Consider the following 15134-nt stretch of genomic DNA (forward strand, 5'->3'; position numbering starts at 1 on the left):
GCCGCAGGCTTTTTTATTACTTGCGCAGCCTTGTGCGGGCTTGGCAAAGCGGGGAAATTCCGCTAGTCTTATATTTTTTGCATTGATTGATATTATGTCCAAGAAAATACTCGTGACCGGCGCATCCGGTTTCATCGGTTCGCATACCTGTGTCGAATTGCTGGCTGCCGGCTTTGATGTGGTCGCGGTGGATAATCTGTGCAATAGCGCGCGCGAAGCGATGGCGCGCGTGGAGCGCATTGCCGGCCAAAGCGTCCCCTTCTACGAAGCGGACGTGCGCGACCGCGCGGCCATGGCAACCGTCTTGCGCGAGCACGCCATCGATGCGGTGATCCATTTCGCCGGCTTGAAGGCAGTGGGCGAATCCGTGGCGCAGCCACTGATGTATATGGATAACAATGTGTCGGGCACCGTGGCGCTGCTGGAAGTGCTGGCGGCGGCGAACGTGAAGCGTTTTGTGTTCAGCTCGTCGGCCACCGTGTATGGCGATCCGGAAGCTTTGCCGATCGTGGAATCGTCGCGTCTGTCCGTGACCAATCCGTATGGCCGCTCGAAGCTGATGGTCGAGGAGATCCTGGCCGATCTCGTGCATGCAGATGCGCAGTGGCAAGTCGGTGTATTGCGCTACTTTAATCCCGTCGGCGCGCATGTCAGCGGTTTAATCGGCGAAGATCCGGCCGGCATCCCGAACAACCTGATGCCCTTCATCGCCCAGGTGGCCGTGGGCCGCCGCGAACGCCTGGCCGTCTTCGGCAACGACTACGCTACGCCGGACGGCACGGGCGTGCGCGACTATATCCACGTGGTCGACCTGGCGCTGGGCCATGTGGCCGCGCTGAACCGCCTGTTCTCCACCGAGGGCGGTTTTACCGTCAACCTGGGCACGGGCCACGGCTACAGCGTGCTCGATACCGTGCGCGCCTTCGAGGCCGCCAGCGGCCGCAAGGTGCCGTACGACATCGTGCCGCGCCGCCCCGGCGATATCGCCAGCTGCTACGCCTCGGCCGACAAGGCGAAGGAGCTGCTGGGCTGGCAAGCGCAGAAAAACATCGACGACATGTGCACAGACCATTGGCGCTGGCAGCACCAGAACCCGCAAGGCTACGCGGCGTAAACAAGCCCGACAGATACAAAAAATCCCGCTCACACGCAAGTGTGGCGGGATTTTTTTTAGAGCGCCATCAACCCAATGGCGCCTGAAAAATGTCTGGGGCTAGGCGCAAAGCCGAAGACAGTACGCAAGTACGGCGAGGCGAAGCAACAACGCCCCAGGCATTTTCTCAGGCAGCCATTATGGGTACAGGCCGCGTACTTCGCGCGCTTGCAGCACGCGCGTGCACGCCAGGATGAAGGTGGCGGTACGCATCGACACTTTCTTCTCTTGCGACACTTGCCATACGGCGTCGAACGCTTCGCGCATGATGCGGGTCAGGCGGCTGTTGATTTCTTCTTCCGTCCAGAAGAAGCTCGAGAAGTTTTGCGCCCACTCGAAGTAGCTGACGGTCACGCCGCCGGCGTTGGCTAGCACGTCCGGCACGATCAGCACGCCGCGGTCGGTCAGGATGTCGTCCGCTGCCGGCAGGGTCGGGCCGTTGGCGCCTTCCAGGATGATCTTGGCGCGAATGACTTGTGCGCGTTCGGCCGTGATCTGCTGTTCCAGCGCGGCCGGGATCAGGATGTCGCAATCGATGCCCCAGAAATCTTCGCGCGGCACGAATGCCTCGGCGCCCGGGAAGCCTTCGACGCTGCCCACTTCGGCCACGTGTGCCAGCAATTGCGGGATGTTCAAGCCGCCGGAATGCACGACGGTCGTCTTGTGGTCTTGTACCGCGACCACTTTCGCGCCGGCTTCAGCGAACATACGTGCGGCGACGCCGCCCACGTTGCCGAAACCTTGCACGATGACTTTCGCGCCTTCGAGCGACATGCCGACCTTGGCGGCCGCATCGCAACCGACGACGAATACGCCGCGGCCCGTCGCGTCGCGGCGGCCCAGGCTGCCGCCCAGCGAGATCGGTTTGCCCGTCACGACGCCGGTCGACATATTGCCGCCGATCATGGCGTAGCTGTCCATCATCCACGCCATGACTTGTTCATTCGTGTTGACGTCCGGCGCCGGGATATCCTTGTTCGGTCCGATGATCATGCTGATCTCGCTCGTGTAGCGGCGGGTCAGGCGTTGCAGTTCGTTGCGCGACAGGGTCTTCGGATCGACGCGGATACCGCCCTTGGCGCCGCCGTATGGCACGTTGACCGCCGCATTCTTGACCGTCATCCAGGCCGACAGGGCCATCACTTCCGACAAGGTCACGTCCTGGTGGAAGCGCACGCCGCCCTTGCCCGGGCCGCGCGACAGATTGTGCTGCACGCGGTAGCCTTCGTAGTGGGCAATGGTGCCGTCATCGCGCTCGATAGGCACGTCGACCGTCAGGATGCGCTTTGGACGCTTCAGCGTTTCCACCCAGCGCGACAGGTTGCCCAGGTATGGCGTAACGCGGTCGATCTGCTCGAGGTAGACGCCCCATGGGCCCAGGTCTTCAGGATTGAGGTAGGAAGGAAGTGCGTGCTTGCTGGTCATGCTTGATAAGCTCCTGACAAAACGGTGGTGTAATGCCGAAAAATCTACTGCGTGTCGTGCTTTGCGGCCGGCGATGCTCGCTGTACCTTCGTACAGCTGCGCTTCTCGGCCACAAATCACTGCCGCTCGCTACGATTTTTCCTGGCATTCAAAAATGCTGTGGTAGGCGCACCCAATTGAGTTGCGCGCAGCGGAACCGCATCGTAGGCGATAGCCGCATGCCCCGGCCAATGCTTTGTGCGCATCCGGTTATGCATTTAATGCATAGTTTGATTGTCAGGATTTTAAGCTGTGCCGGTGCGCGGCTTGCGGCGCTTGCCGGCGCGCGCCTTGCCGTCCTGCGCCTGCACCAGGTATTGCCACAGGCTTTCGACGATCTGCTTGCCGGGGCGCAGGCTGGACGGGCGTTCGCGGTACAAGCGGATTTCCAGTTCGATTTCCCAGCCTGGCGCGCCGCCGTCGGCGCGCGCCAGGTGCTTGTACTTGACGTCGCGCATGACGGCTGATTCGGGCAGAAAGGCGATGCCGCGTCCCTCCAGCGCCATCACTTTCAAGCCTTCGGCCATGTCCGTTTCGTAGCAGGTGTCGAGGAACAGCGGCGCCTTGGCGTCTGCCAGCAGCAGTTCCACCATGCGGCCCAGGTAGGCGTTGTTGGTGTAGGAGAGGAAGGGCAGCGGCTCCTTGGCACTGCCTGGCAGGACGAAGTCCGGCACCCGGTCCTGGCCGCAGCGCGCATACGCGCGCAGGGTTTCGTGGCCCATCACGAGCATGTCGTAGCGGCCCGGGTCAAGTTGCACCGGCTGGCGTGGATGGTGGTAGCACAGCAGCAGGTCGCAGCCGCCATCGACCAGCTGCAGCACGGCGTCATGCACGTTCAGCGCCATCAAACGGCTGTTGATCGGCGCAAAACCAACTTCGAGCGCCGTCAGCCACTTCGGCATGAAAGTCAGCGACAGGGTATGCGGCACGGCGAAATCGACGCTCGTCTGCGTGGCCGCGCGCTTGCCGCGCAACAGGGCGCGCACGCCGTTGATTTGCCCCAGCATTTCCAGCGCCTGCTCGTAGAATACGGCGCCGGCCGGCGTCAATCGCGTGGGATACGAGGTGCGGTCGACCAGGTCGATGCCGAGCCAGTTTTCCAGCGACTGGATGCGTCGCGAGAAGGCTGGCTGGGTCACGTGGCGCAAGGCCGCGGAACGGCTGAAATTATGCGTTTCAGCGAGCGAGATGAAGTCTTCCAGCCATTTGGTTTCCATCGCGGCAGCGTTCCGTTATCAAGGGCAGAGGCAAAGTAGGGTGGTCAGGGCGTAGCGGGCGATGCCGCCGGCCGGTACAGCGTGGCGGGCAGGCCGAAGAACGATGGCGGACCCACGGTTGTGCCGTCGAGGGTGTCGGTCTTGTACAGGGCCTGGCTGATCGCCGACAGCAGGGAGCTCTGTTCGGAGAGGTTTTTCAGCAGCGCGCGTGGGCCGTTGTGGAAGGTGTGCTGGGCGATATTGGCGGCGACGACAAAGATCGGTTCGCAGCGCATGGCAAACGGCTCCCATTCACCATCCTCGTCCTGCGCGCAGAAGGTGTCGGGCAAGACCATCTTGTCGGCGCCGGGAAGGTGCGAGGCCAGCACCAGGCCAAACGCTTCCGGAATCACGTCGGCCAGGCGGCGCACCGTGATGTCGTCGCGCACCAGGGCGCGCAGCTGGTCTTCCGTTTCATCGCTGACGCCGGGTTGGGCGCCAAGGATTTTCACGGCCTGGTAAATCAGGTCGGACGAGAGTGCTTCCATTACATCATCTCCAGGATCATGGCGACGATTTCGTCGCCATACGAGGCCAGTTTTTTCTCGCCCACGCCGCTCACGCCGCGCATCTGCTCGAGCGAAGTCGGTTTGGCCTTGGCGATTTCGCGCAGGGTGGCGTCGACGAAAATCACGTAGGCAGGCACATTGTGCGTGCGCGCCGTCTCCACGCGCCACCAGCGCAGCTTGTCGAAGATCGCCTGCTCGCTGGCGGACAAGTCCGTTTCGACATAGCCTTTCGCCACGCTGGTGCTGCGCTTGCTGGTTTTCACCGGTTTCTGGTACTGGCGCAGCTGCACTTTCTGGCCGCCCTTGAGCACGGGACGCGAGGCGTCCGTCAGCTTCAGCGAGCTGTATTGCTCATGGTCGACCGAGACCAGACCGAGCGCGATGGCCTGGCGCAAAATCGATTTCCATTCCGCCTCGCCCAGGTCCGAGCCGATGCCGAACACGGACAGGGAATCGTGGTGCCAGGTCTTGATGCGTTCCGATTCCACGCCGCGCAGCACGTCGATCACGTGGCCGCCGGCGAAGCGCTGGTCGACGCGGTAGATGGCCGACAGCAGTTTTTGCACGGGCACGGTGCCGTCGAACGACACGGGCGGCACCAGGCAGGTGTCGCAATTGCCGCACGGTGAAGCCGGTTCGCCGAAGTATTCGAGCAGGCGCATGCGGCGGCAGCTCAGTGTTTCGCACAGGCCCAGCATGGCGTCGAGTTTCACGCCCAGCACGCGCTTGAAGGTGTCGTCCGCTTCCGATTCGTCGATCATGCGCCGCTGCAGCACCACGTCCTGCAAGCCGTACGCCATCCAGGCGTTGGCGGCCATGCCGTCGCGGCCCGCGCGCCCCGTTTCCTGGTAATAGCCCTCGATGCTTTTCGGCAGATCCAGATGCGCGACGAAGCGCACGTCGGGCTTGTCGATGCCCATGCCAAAGGCGATGGTGGCGACCATGACGATGTTTTCCTCGCGCAGGAAGCGCGCCTGGTTGGCGCTGCGCTTGGCGTACTCCATGCCGGCGTGATACGGCAGGGCGCGGATGCCGCTCTGGTTCAGAAATTCCGCCGTCTCTTCGACTTTTTTGCGCGACAGGCAGTACACGATGCCGCAGTCGCCCGCGTGTTCCGTGTTAATGAAGTCGAGCAGCTGCTTGCGGCCATTTGCCTTTTCCACGATCTGGTAGCGGATGTTCGGGCGGTCGAAGGACGAGACGAACTGGCGCGCGTCTTCCAGCTGCAGGCGCAGGGCGATTTCGGCGCGCGTCTGCGGGTCGGCCGTGGCCGTGAGCGCGATGCGCGGCACGTCCGGGAACTGCTCGTGCAGCACCGACAGCTTGATGTATTCGGGACGGAAGTCGTGGCCCCACTGGGCCACGCAGTGCGCTTCGTCGATGGCGAACAGGGCGATCTTCGAGGCCTGGAACAGGTCCAGGCAGCGCTGCGTCATCAGGCGCTCGGGCGCCACGTAGACGACGTCGATGCCGCCCGTGCGCACCAGGCGTTCGATGCGGCTCGCTTCCTCATACGTTTGCGTGGAATTGAGGAAGGCGGCGCGCACGCCCACTTCGGCCAAAGCGTCGACCTGGTCCTGCATCAGCGCGATCAATGGCGAGATGACGACGCCGACGCCGTCGCGCAGCAGCGCGGGAATCTGGTAGCACAGCGACTTGCCGCCGCCCGTGGGCATCAGCACCAGCGCGTCGCCGCCATGGCTGACGTGGTCGACGATGTCGGCTTGCTGGCCGCGGAAGGCCGGGTAGCCGAAAACGGTTTGCAGCAGGTGCAGCGCGCGCTGGTTAAGATCTTGATTCATAGTGCCTTATTCTGCCCAAACAACCCAGCCGTAGTGGGCGCTGGCCAACACCAGCAAGCCGAACACGATGCGGTACCAGGCAAAAAACGTGAAGTCGTGCGAGCTGATGTAACGCAGCAGCCAGCGTACGCACAGGAAGGCGGAGATGAAGGCGGCCACGGTGCCCAGGCCGAACAGGGGCACGTCGGTGGCCGACAGGATGTCGCGCGCTTTGTACAGCGAGTAGAAGGTGGCCGCCAGCAATGTCGGGATGGCCAGGAAGAACGAGAATTCGGTGGCCGTCTTGCGCGACAGGCCCAGCAGCATGCCGCCGATGATGGTCGAGCCGGAACGGCTGGTGCCGGGAATCAGCGCGAAGGCCTGCGCGCAACCCACTTTCAGGGCGTCGAACGGCGTCATTTCATCGACCGAGTTGACGCGCACGGTGACGGGATTGGTGCGCGCGCGGCGCTCCACCAGCAAAATCACGATGCCGCCGATGATGAAGGCCATGGCCACTGGTACTGGCTTGAACAGCGCATGCTTGATCATCTTGCCGATGGCCAGGCCGATGATGGCCAGGGGCAGGAAGGCGATGGCCACGTTGAGCACGAACTTGCGCGACTTCGCTTCGCTGCCGAAGGTGGTCAGCACGCTGCCGATGCGCTGGCGGTATTCCCAGCACACGGCCAGGATGGCGCCGGCCTGGATGGCGATTTCGAAGACATCCATGACTTCTTTCGAGACATCCTTGGTAAAGTCGAGCAGGCTGCCGGCCAGGATCAGGTGACCCGTGGACGAAATCGGCAAGAATTCGGTAAAACCTTCGACCAGCCCCATGATGATGGCTTTTAGCGCAAGAATGAGATCCATAGATATTTAAACGGGTAATAAGTGGCAGGATGGGGTGACCGCGTTGCGCGCAGCACTGTGCGCGGGGTCGAAGCTTACCATGACAGAGGCTTGCCGACCTTATTTGGGCGTTGGAGGACAGCGGTTTTTTGCCGCTGCCCGCCAGGCAAAGGGCGGGTTCAGGCCTAATGCCGTTCAGTTAAGCTGTCCGACGCATTGAAAGGCAAAGGTGTCAGGCGTAAAAACGTAAAAATGGCGGGCCGGAGACGCGAGCCCGAGAAAATGCCGATGGCGGCGTTGCAGCTCCTAGCCGTACATGCGTACTGTCTTCGTCGCTTCGCCTTGCCCTCGCCATTTTTCAGGCTCGCTTGGCCCGGTACACCTGTGCGGGCGACTGGGGCTTTAATCCGTTTTGCAGGTCTACTGGTCGCGCAGGGGCGCTATCTGAACGGCATTAAGGGTTCAGGAAGCCCGTTTGTCCGGTGCCACCAGGCGCGCGCTGGCTGCCACCAGCAGCAGGGCGGCGCCCAGCATGGCGAAGGCGATATTCAGGCTGGTGGCGTGCGCCACAAAGCCGATCACGGCCGGACCGGCCAGGATGCCCGCATAGCCGATGGTGGTGATGGCCGCCACCGCCAGGCTGGCCGGCATGGCATGCTGGTTGCCCGCTGCCGTAAACAGGATGGGTACGATGTTCGCCGCGCCCAGGCCGATCAGCACGAAGCCGGCCATGGCTAGGCTGGCGTGCGGCGCCAGCACGGCCAGGAAGAAGCCAGCCGCCGCGCACAGCCCGCCAAAAGTAAGCACCCGCTTTCCGCCAAAGCGGCTGACCACCTTGTCACCCGTGAAGCGGCCCACGGTCATGGCGATGGCGAAGGCGGCGTAACCGAGACCGCCCTTGGCTTCTTCCACGCCGCGCGTGGTGGTGAGGAACAAGGCGCTCCAGTCGAGAATCGCGCCTTCGGCCAGGAAGACGATAAAGCACAGCAGACCGATGAAAATGACGGCGCCATGCGGCATGACGAACAGCGGCGTCTTTTCACCGGAGGCGGACGCGGTCGGCAGCAGATGGCCTTGCGCCGCGCCCAGCACGGCGCACAGCAGCATCATCACCACCACGCAGGACCAGGCCGGCGTCAGCCCCAGCCACAGCAGCAGGGCCATGCAGGCCGCGCCGGCAAAGCCGCCCACGCTGAACAGCGCATGAAAGCCCGACATCATGGCGCCGCCGTTGGCTTTTTCGATGATCACGGCCTGGATGTTGATGGCTACGTCGAAGGTGCCCATGGCCGCGCCGAACACCAGCAGCACCAGGCCCAGTTGCAGCGGCGTGGCGGCCAGCGCCAGGCCGGGCAGGATGGCGGTCAGCAGCAGGCCGGCGCCGACGATGACCTTGCGGCAGCCGAAGCGGGCCGTGAGCATGCCCGTAAACGGCATCGCGCACAGCGAGCCGGCGCCCAGGCACAGCAGCAAAATACCGAGCGTCGCTTCATCGAGGCCCAGGCGCGATTTGGCGTAGGGGACCAATGGGGCCCAGGCGGCCATGCCGAGGCCGGCGGCAAAGAAGACCAGGCGCGTGGCGCGTTGTTGCGGGGTGCCGGTAAGGTGCATGGAGGAGCTTTTCAAGAGTCAGAGTGGAGAAAATCAGGCGCGCGCGCGCAGCACTTGCACGCCCAGCCGTTCAAAGGCGGCCACGTGGACCGCATCGGCGTCAGCTTCGAGGACCAGGTGCTGCAGCAAACCCGTGGCCAGCACGCCGAATGGCGCGGCCGTGCCCAGCTTGTCGCTGGTGACGGCCACCACCACGGCCTTGCTGGCGCCGGCGATGCTGCGCTTGAATTCCGCCTCGTCGTAGTTGAACGCCGTTACGCCCGCGTCCGCATCGGTGCCGCAGGCGCCGAGGAAGCACAGGTCGGGATGCATGCGCTCGACCGTGCGCAGCGCCTGCGGCCCCAGGCTGGCGCCGGCGCGGCGGTCGACCCGGCCGCCAGCCATGATCAGCTCGATTTCCGGGCGTTCCATCAGCGCCATGGCGATCGCGGGTGCATTCGTGATGACAGTGAGCGCTAACTCGGGCAAGGCGCTGGCGATGGCCAGGTTGGTCGAGCCCGCATCGAGAAACAGCACCTGGCCCGCGCGCACGAGCGACACGGCCGCCTGCGCCAGGCGCGCCTTGCGTTCCGGCGCTTCCTGCTTGCGCTGTGTCAGGGTACCGCCGTCTGGCGCCAGCGGCAGGGCGCCGCCATACACGCGCTGGCACAGGCCGGCCGCCGCCATTTCGCGCAAATCGCGCCGTATCGTGTCTTCGGACACATCGAGCTGGCGCGCCAGATCCAGCGCCAGGACCCTGCCGTCGGCTTGCAATTGTTGCTGGATCAGTGCGTGGCGTTGTTTGAGAAGCAGGGTGGCGGACATGTGGATTTTATAAACGTGCAGGAATGCGTATAAATATACTCAAACGTGCAATCGCGGTCAATGCTTATCTGCGCATTCCGGCCTGCACATTCCGGCGGCCAACGGCTGGCCTACCGTGCAGCGGCGGCCTGCTTGCCTGCCTCTTCGAGCAGCCAGCCGCGAAAGGTCGCCAGGCGCGGCAGGCTTGCTGACTCAGGCCGGTAGACCACGTAGTAGGCCAGCGGCGAAAGAAAAGAGATCGCGCCGCACAGGCGCACCAGCCGCCCGGAGGCGATATCGTCATGCGCCATCACGCTGCGCGCCAGCGCCACGCCGTGGCCTTCGGCCGCCGCCTGCAGCACCGCCGCCGAGTTGTTGATCTTCATGCCGCGCGCGCTGGCGCTATCGCGCACGCCTGCCTTGTGCAGCCACGCTTCCCACGTTGGAAAATCGCCATGGCCATCCATCGACAGGTCGTGAATCAGCGTTTGCCGCGCCAGGTCGGCCGGCTGCCGCAATGGCGCATGCTGTTGCAGAAACGCGGGTGAACACACGGGATAGACTTCTTCATCCATCAATTTGTCGGCGCTTAGTCCCGGCCAGTTGCCGGTGCCGTAGCGCACGCCGATATCGATGCGTTGCGAGACGAAATCGACGGGCTTCAGACTGGTATCGAGCCGCACGTCGGTTTCCGGGCAGACCGATTGAAAGCGTTCAATCCGTGGCAACAGCCACTTGGCGGCGAAGGCGGGACTGACGGTCACCGTCAGCACGCCGTTGAGCGAACCTTCCTTGAGTCTTTCCAGGCCCAGCAGCAAGCGGTCGAAGCCGGCGCGCAAATCCGGCAGCGCGCGCTCCGCGGCTTCCGTCGCCACCAGGCGCGTCTTGCCCGCCGCGTGCCGATGGAATAGCGGCGCGCCCAGCCAGTCTTCCAGGGTGCGCACCAGCTGGCCCACGGCAGCCGGGCTGACGTTGAGTTCAGCGGCGGCGGCCGAAAAGCTTTGGTGGCGGGCGCTCGCTTCGAATGCCCGCAAGGCGTTCAGATGGATCGGTGTCTTCATGATTTTCTTCCATGGTCTCGCGTGATTGCGCGTCGCTGCCTGCTTATTCTAGTCACTCCGCAACCATACCGCTAAAGATTTTCTTTCAATGACTGACATTTAATCTGGTTTGTTCCCGTTCGCCGCCAAGCGCAGAATGCATTGCATCGCGGCAGGACACAACTGCACGGAAGTTTTTCTTCAACAGCGCCTGCCTGGACGGCGGGCATAGGAAAGGAATAGAAATGAGCAAGCAATTCGAAGGCAAGAAACTGCTGGTCGTGGGTGGCACCAGCGGTATGGGTCTGGCGACGGCACGCGCCGTGTTGGAGCAAGGCAGCAGCGCCGTGATCGTCGGCCACCGCGCAGAAAAAACCGAAGAGGCGCGCAAGGCATTGTCGGCCCTCGGCACGGTGTGGGCCGTGACCGCCGACCTGTCGAGCGACGCGGGCCTGGCCGCGCTGCTGAAAACGCTGGACGAACAGCATGCGGACATCGATCTGCTGGTCAACGCGGCCGGCGTGTTCTTCCCGAAACCGTTCCTCGAGCACGGCGCCGCCGACTACGACCAGTACATGAATCTCAACAAGGCCTTGTTCTTCATCACGCAAAAAGTGGCCGCGCACCTGGTCGCCGGCGGACGCCCGGGAGCGATCGTCAACATCGGCTCGATGTGGGGCAAGCAGGCGATCGCCGCCACGCCATCGTCGGCGTACTCGATGGCCAAGGCCGGCCTGCACTCGCTGACCCAGCATCTGGCGATGGAACTGGCATCGAAGCAGATCCGCGTCAATGCCGTCTCGCCAGCCGTGGTGCAGACGCCGATCTACGAAGGTTTTATTCCGAAGGCCGACGTCCACGAGGCGCTGCAGGGCTTCAACGGTTTCCACCCGATCGGCCGCGTGGGCACGCCGCAGGACGTGGCGGAAGTGGTGGCGTTTCTGCTGTCCGACAAGGCCGCCTGGGTGACCGGCGCCGTGTGGGACGTCGATGGCGGCGTGATGGCCGGCCGCAACTAAATCTCCGGGGCAAGCTTGCCTTGCCCCGCTTTTTCTTCACCTGATCATCAAGGAGCATCGCATGGCTTATCTGCAAATCACCCTCAAGATCGCCAACGCCAACCGCGCCGCGGCGGCGGGCGTCTATCAGCAGTACAAGGCGCCATTTCTGGCCGGCATCGCGGGCGCGCAGTCGAAGCAATTGCTGATCCGCGAGGAAGACGTGCAAGTTCTGCATGGCTTCGACAGCGTGGCCAACGCCAATGCCTATCTGCAAAGCGCGCTGTTCAACAGCGACGTGGTGGTGGCGCTCACGCCGCTGCTGGACGCGGCGCCCGACGTGCGCATTTATACCGTGGCCTAAGCGGGCACCCGCCCGCTGTTACCTCTGATTCCCTTTTTTTGGAGCAACAATCATGATGCAAGACTGGAATACCTACCGCGACTCCCTGCTGGACAAAGTCGGCGATTACGCCGCGCAGAGCCCCGACGTGATGCGCGGCGTGATGGCCATCGACGGCGCCGCCGCCAAGACTGGCCACCTGGCGCCGAAGATCCACGAACTGATCGCGCTGGCGGTGGCCATCACCACGCGTTGCGATGGCTGCATCTCGGTGCACACCAAGAAAGCGGTGGAAGCCGGCGCGACCTTGGAAGAAATTTCCGAAGCGCTCGGCGTGGCGATCGCGCTCAATACGGGCGCCGCGCTGACGTATTCGGCGCGCGTGATGGAAGCCTACCAGCAACTGCCAAACAAGTAAGCGCTGGCCGCCGCCACCGCCGGTCAGGGCGCCATGCCGTGGCTGGCGGCGGCCGTTTTTTCAACTCTGGAAGTTTGTCATGCTGATCAATGCCGATTTTTCGCGCCCCGTCATCCTGGCGCCGCACCAGTACCGCTGGGTCGCGTCGCCGCAGGGCGGCGTCGAGCGCATCATGCTCGATCGCATCGGTGCCGAGCAAGCGCGCGCGACCAGCATCGTGCGCTATGCGCCCGATTCCATCTTCCCGCCGCATCGGCATCCGGGCGGCGAGGAAATCCTGGTCCTCGACGGCACGTTTTCCGAAGACGGCGTGGATTATCCCGCCGGCTGGTATTTGCGCAATCCGCCCGGCTCCAGCCACCGGCCGTCGAGCGGCGCGGGCGCCGTGATCTTCGTCAAGTTGCAGCAGATGCAGCCGCGCGAACAGCGTCACGTCCGCATCGACACCCGCGACCCCGCCAACTGGCGCGAGGAGCGGGGGCGGGCCGTCTGCCCGCTGTTCGACGATGCTGCCGAGCGGGTCAGCCTGCAGCGGCTGGCGCCGCATGAAGCCTTGCTGGCCGAGGCAGGCGGCGGCCTGGAACTGCTGGTGCTCGAGGGCGAGGTGCGCGCACGCCAGCATGCCTGCGCGCCGCGCAGCTGGGTGCGCCTGCCTGCCGGCGCCTTGCCCGCCATCATTGCCGGCGCGCATGGGGCCACCGTCTACCTGAAAGTCCGGCATGTGGCGGACACGATTTGGAAAGGCTGAATATGCAACACGCACGCATCATCATTATCGGCGCCGGCCTGAGCGGCCTGTACGCGGCTCACTTGCTGGAGCGGCTGGGCGTGGCCAATGTCCTCGTGCTCGAAGCGCGCGATTTTATCGGCGGGCGTATCGCCGGCATGCCGGCAGATGGCGGCAGCGACCGCTTCGACCTGGGCCCGGCCTGGTTCTGGCCCGAGCAGCAGAGCGCGCTGCACCAGCTGGTCGACGAGCTGGGGCTGCAGCGCTTCGCCCAGTACGACCAGGGCGACATGCTGTACCAGCGCGCGGCAGGGGAGGCGCCGGTGCGCATGCGCACCTACGCGAGCGCGCCGCCATCGATGCGCCTGATCGGCGGCATGAATGCGCTGACCGATGCCTTGCACGGCACCTTGCGCAGCACGCGCATCGTCACCGGACAAGAGGTGCGGCGCTTGCGCCATGCGGCCGAGCACGTCGAAGTCGATAGCGTGGATGCGGCGGGCGCCGTCACCACGTGGCACGCCGGCCACGTGCTGCTGGCATTGCCGCCGCGCCTGGCTGCCGCCGGCATCGCGTACGAGCCGGCCCTGCCCGCGGCGCTGGCGCGCGAGTGGGCCGCCACCGCCACCTGGATGGCGCCCCATGCGAAGTACGTTGCCGTCTACGAGCGGCCGTTCTGGCGCGAACAGGGTTTGTCCGGTTCGGCGCGCAGCCAGAGCGGGCCGCTGGGCGAGATCCATGACGCTTCGATGCCGGGCGGCAGCGCGGCCCTGTTCGGTTTCCTGGCTGTGCCGGCGCGCACGCGCCAGCGCCTCGACGACGAGACCTTGCTGGCGCATTGCCGGGCCCAGCTGGTACGGCTGTTCGGCCCGCAAGCGGCCGGGCCGCGCGCCGATGCCATCAAGGACTGGTCGCAGGACGTGCTGACCGCCACCGCCGCCGACCTCGACGCCGGCGGCGAGCATGGACACGCCCCGGCAGCGGCGCCCGCGACCGGCCCCTGGCAGGGCCGCCTGACGGCCATCGCCAGCGAATGGTCGCCGCGTTTTCCAGGCTATCTGGCCGGCGCGGTCGAGGCGGCCGCTCTCGGCGTGCAGGCCTGGCAAGAGGGGCAGCAGCGCCCGGCAATTCTGTGACTTAACTCAACGAAGGAGAATGAAGATGAAAACCACTTACCGCGCCATGCAAGTGAGCCGCCCCGGCGTGCTGGAACTGGTCGAGCGCGCCACGCCACTGCCTGGCGTGGGCGAAGTCTTGATCGCCGTCGAAGCCTGCGGCATCTGTGGCGCCGACAGCGCCGACATCGACGGCGCCGACCCGGCGCTGCAGCCGCCGCGCGTGCCCGGTCACGAGGTGGTCGGGCGCATCGTCGCGCTGGGCGAACACACGCCGGGCATCTGGAAAATCGGCCAGCGCGTCGGTGTCGGCCGTTTGGGCGGCCACTGCAACGCCTGTCCGGCCTGCCGGCAAGGCCGTTTCCAGTTATGCCAGGACCAGCCGTTCGTGGGCGCCAGCCGCGACGGCGGCTATGCCGAGATGATGCTGGCGCGCGCCACCGGCCTGGTGTCCATTCCCGGGCAGCTCGATGCGGAAGAGGCGGCGCCCATCCTGTGCGCCGGCCTTGCCACCTTCAATGCGCTCAAGAAGAGCGGGGCGCAGGCGGGCGATACGGTCGCCATCCTGGGTATCGGCGGCCTCGGGCATATGGCCTTGCAGTATGCGCGCCGCATGGGCTTCAAGGTGGTGGCGATCGGGCGCGGCGGCGATATTGCGCAGGACGCGCTGGCGCTGGGCGCGCACGTGTACGTCGACAGCCTGGCCGAGGATGCGGCCGCCGTGCTGCAAGCGCATGGCGGGGCGCAGGCGGTCATCACCACCGTCTCCAGCGCGGCTGCCGTGACGGCGCTGATGGACGGCCTGGCGCCAGCCGGACGGCTGGTCGTGCTGGGCGCGGGCAAGGACCCGCTGCTGGTGTCTTCCGGTAAATTGGTGGTGGGCGAACGCGGCGTGCTCGGCTCGATCACCGGCACGCCGTATGACAATGAAAAGACGCTCAGTTTCAGCGTGCTGGCCGGCGTGCGTCCGCGCATCGTAACCATGCCGTTGGAACGCGCGGCCGAAGCCTACCAGCGCATGCAGTCCGGGGACGTCAAGTTCCGCATGGTGCTGACCATGTTGCCGCAGGCCTAGGCGCTCTCT

Annotated in this window: 15 protein-coding genes; 7 read left to right on the forward strand and 8 right to left on the reverse strand. The window is 64.8% G+C overall.

Going from position 1 to position 15134, the window contains the following annotated elements; all coding sequences use genetic code 11:
- Positions 1–94: 94 nt before the first annotated feature.
- Positions 95–1114 carry a UDP-glucose 4-epimerase GalE gene (gene galE, locus CBW66_RS07975; protein WP_086137845.1) on the forward strand — a complete coding sequence of 340 codons (1020 nt, stop codon included), beginning with the start codon at positions 95–97 and terminating at the stop codon, positions 1112–1114.
- A 177-nt stretch (positions 1115–1291) separates the two neighbouring features.
- Here the strand turns inward: galE and CBW66_RS07980 are convergent, their stop codons facing one another.
- The 8 genes from CBW66_RS07980 to gcvA form a co-directional block, all read right to left on the reverse strand.
- Complete coding sequence (locus tag CBW66_RS07980) at positions 1292–2578, reverse strand: Glu/Leu/Phe/Val dehydrogenase (RefSeq protein WP_086137846.1); 1287 nt, start codon at positions 2576–2578, stop codon at positions 1292–1294.
- A gap of 284 nt (positions 2579–2862) precedes the next feature.
- Positions 2863–3834: a LysR family transcriptional regulator gene (locus CBW66_RS07985; protein ID WP_086137847.1), complete on the reverse strand. Its 972-nt coding sequence runs from the start codon at positions 3832–3834 to the stop codon at positions 2863–2865.
- Positions 3835–3878: 44 nt separating this feature from the next.
- A complete protein-coding gene (locus CBW66_RS07990) occupies positions 3879–4361 on the reverse strand; it encodes a hypothetical protein (protein WP_086137848.1) in 483 nt (160 codons plus the stop codon).
- Positions 4361–6184: a DNA helicase RecQ gene (recQ, locus tag CBW66_RS07995; RefSeq protein ID WP_086137849.1), complete on the reverse strand. Its 1824-nt coding sequence runs from the start codon at positions 6182–6184 to the stop codon at positions 4361–4363. The genes CBW66_RS07990 and recQ overlap by 1 nt, the downstream gene beginning before the upstream one ends.
- Positions 6185–6190: 6 nt before the next feature.
- Positions 6191–7036 carry an undecaprenyl-diphosphate phosphatase gene (locus CBW66_RS08000; protein ID WP_086137850.1) on the reverse strand — a complete coding sequence of 282 codons (846 nt, stop codon included), beginning with the start codon at positions 7034–7036 and terminating at the stop codon, positions 6191–6193.
- Positions 7037–7477: 441 nt separating this feature from the next.
- The gene (locus CBW66_RS08005; RefSeq protein ID WP_086137851.1) at positions 7478–8626 is read right to left on the reverse strand and encodes an MFS transporter; all 1149 of its coding nucleotides are present in this window, start codon (positions 8624–8626) and stop codon (positions 7478–7480) included.
- A 33-nt stretch (positions 8627–8659) separates the two neighbouring features.
- Complete coding sequence (locus CBW66_RS08010; protein WP_086137852.1) at positions 8660–9430, reverse strand: DeoR/GlpR family DNA-binding transcription regulator; 771 nt, start codon at positions 9428–9430, stop codon at positions 8660–8662.
- A gap of 110 nt (positions 9431–9540) precedes the next feature.
- Positions 9541–10470 (reverse strand): transcriptional regulator GcvA, encoded by a 930-nt coding sequence (gcvA, locus tag CBW66_RS08015; RefSeq protein WP_086137853.1) that lies wholly within the window; start codon positions 10468–10470, stop codon positions 9541–9543.
- A 224-nt stretch (positions 10471–10694) separates the two neighbouring features.
- Here gcvA and CBW66_RS08020 point away from each other — a divergent pair, with 224 nt between their 5' ends.
- From CBW66_RS08020 to CBW66_RS08045, 6 genes are all read left to right on the forward strand, one after another.
- On the forward strand, positions 10695–11468 hold the full coding sequence (locus tag CBW66_RS08020) for an SDR family NAD(P)-dependent oxidoreductase (RefSeq protein ID WP_086137854.1): 774 nt from the start codon (positions 10695–10697) through the stop codon (positions 11466–11468).
- A 61-nt stretch (positions 11469–11529) separates the two neighbouring features.
- Positions 11530–11811, forward strand: a complete 282-nt coding sequence (locus CBW66_RS08025) for a hypothetical protein (protein WP_086137855.1) — start codon at positions 11530–11532, stop codon at positions 11809–11811.
- A gap of 52 nt (positions 11812–11863) precedes the next feature.
- Positions 11864–12208: a carboxymuconolactone decarboxylase family protein gene (locus tag CBW66_RS08030; RefSeq protein ID WP_086137857.1), complete on the forward strand. Its 345-nt coding sequence runs from the start codon at positions 11864–11866 to the stop codon at positions 12206–12208.
- A gap of 79 nt (positions 12209–12287) precedes the next feature.
- Positions 12288–12956, forward strand: coding sequence for a cupin domain-containing protein (locus tag CBW66_RS08035; protein WP_086137859.1), 669 nt, complete (start codon positions 12288–12290; stop codon positions 12954–12956).
- A 2-nt stretch (positions 12957–12958) separates the two neighbouring features.
- Complete coding sequence (locus CBW66_RS08040; RefSeq protein WP_172402193.1) at positions 12959–14071, forward strand: FAD-dependent oxidoreductase; 1113 nt, start codon at positions 12959–12961, stop codon at positions 14069–14071.
- A gap of 25 nt (positions 14072–14096) precedes the next feature.
- Positions 14097–15125 (forward strand): alcohol dehydrogenase, encoded by a 1029-nt coding sequence (locus CBW66_RS08045; RefSeq protein ID WP_086137860.1) that lies wholly within the window; start codon positions 14097–14099, stop codon positions 15123–15125.
- The last annotated feature ends 9 nt before the right edge of the window (positions 15126–15134 follow it).

The organism is Janthinobacterium sp. GW456P (genome assembly GCF_002127655.1).
Lineage (GTDB): Bacteria > Pseudomonadota > Gammaproteobacteria > Burkholderiales > Burkholderiaceae_D > Janthinobacterium.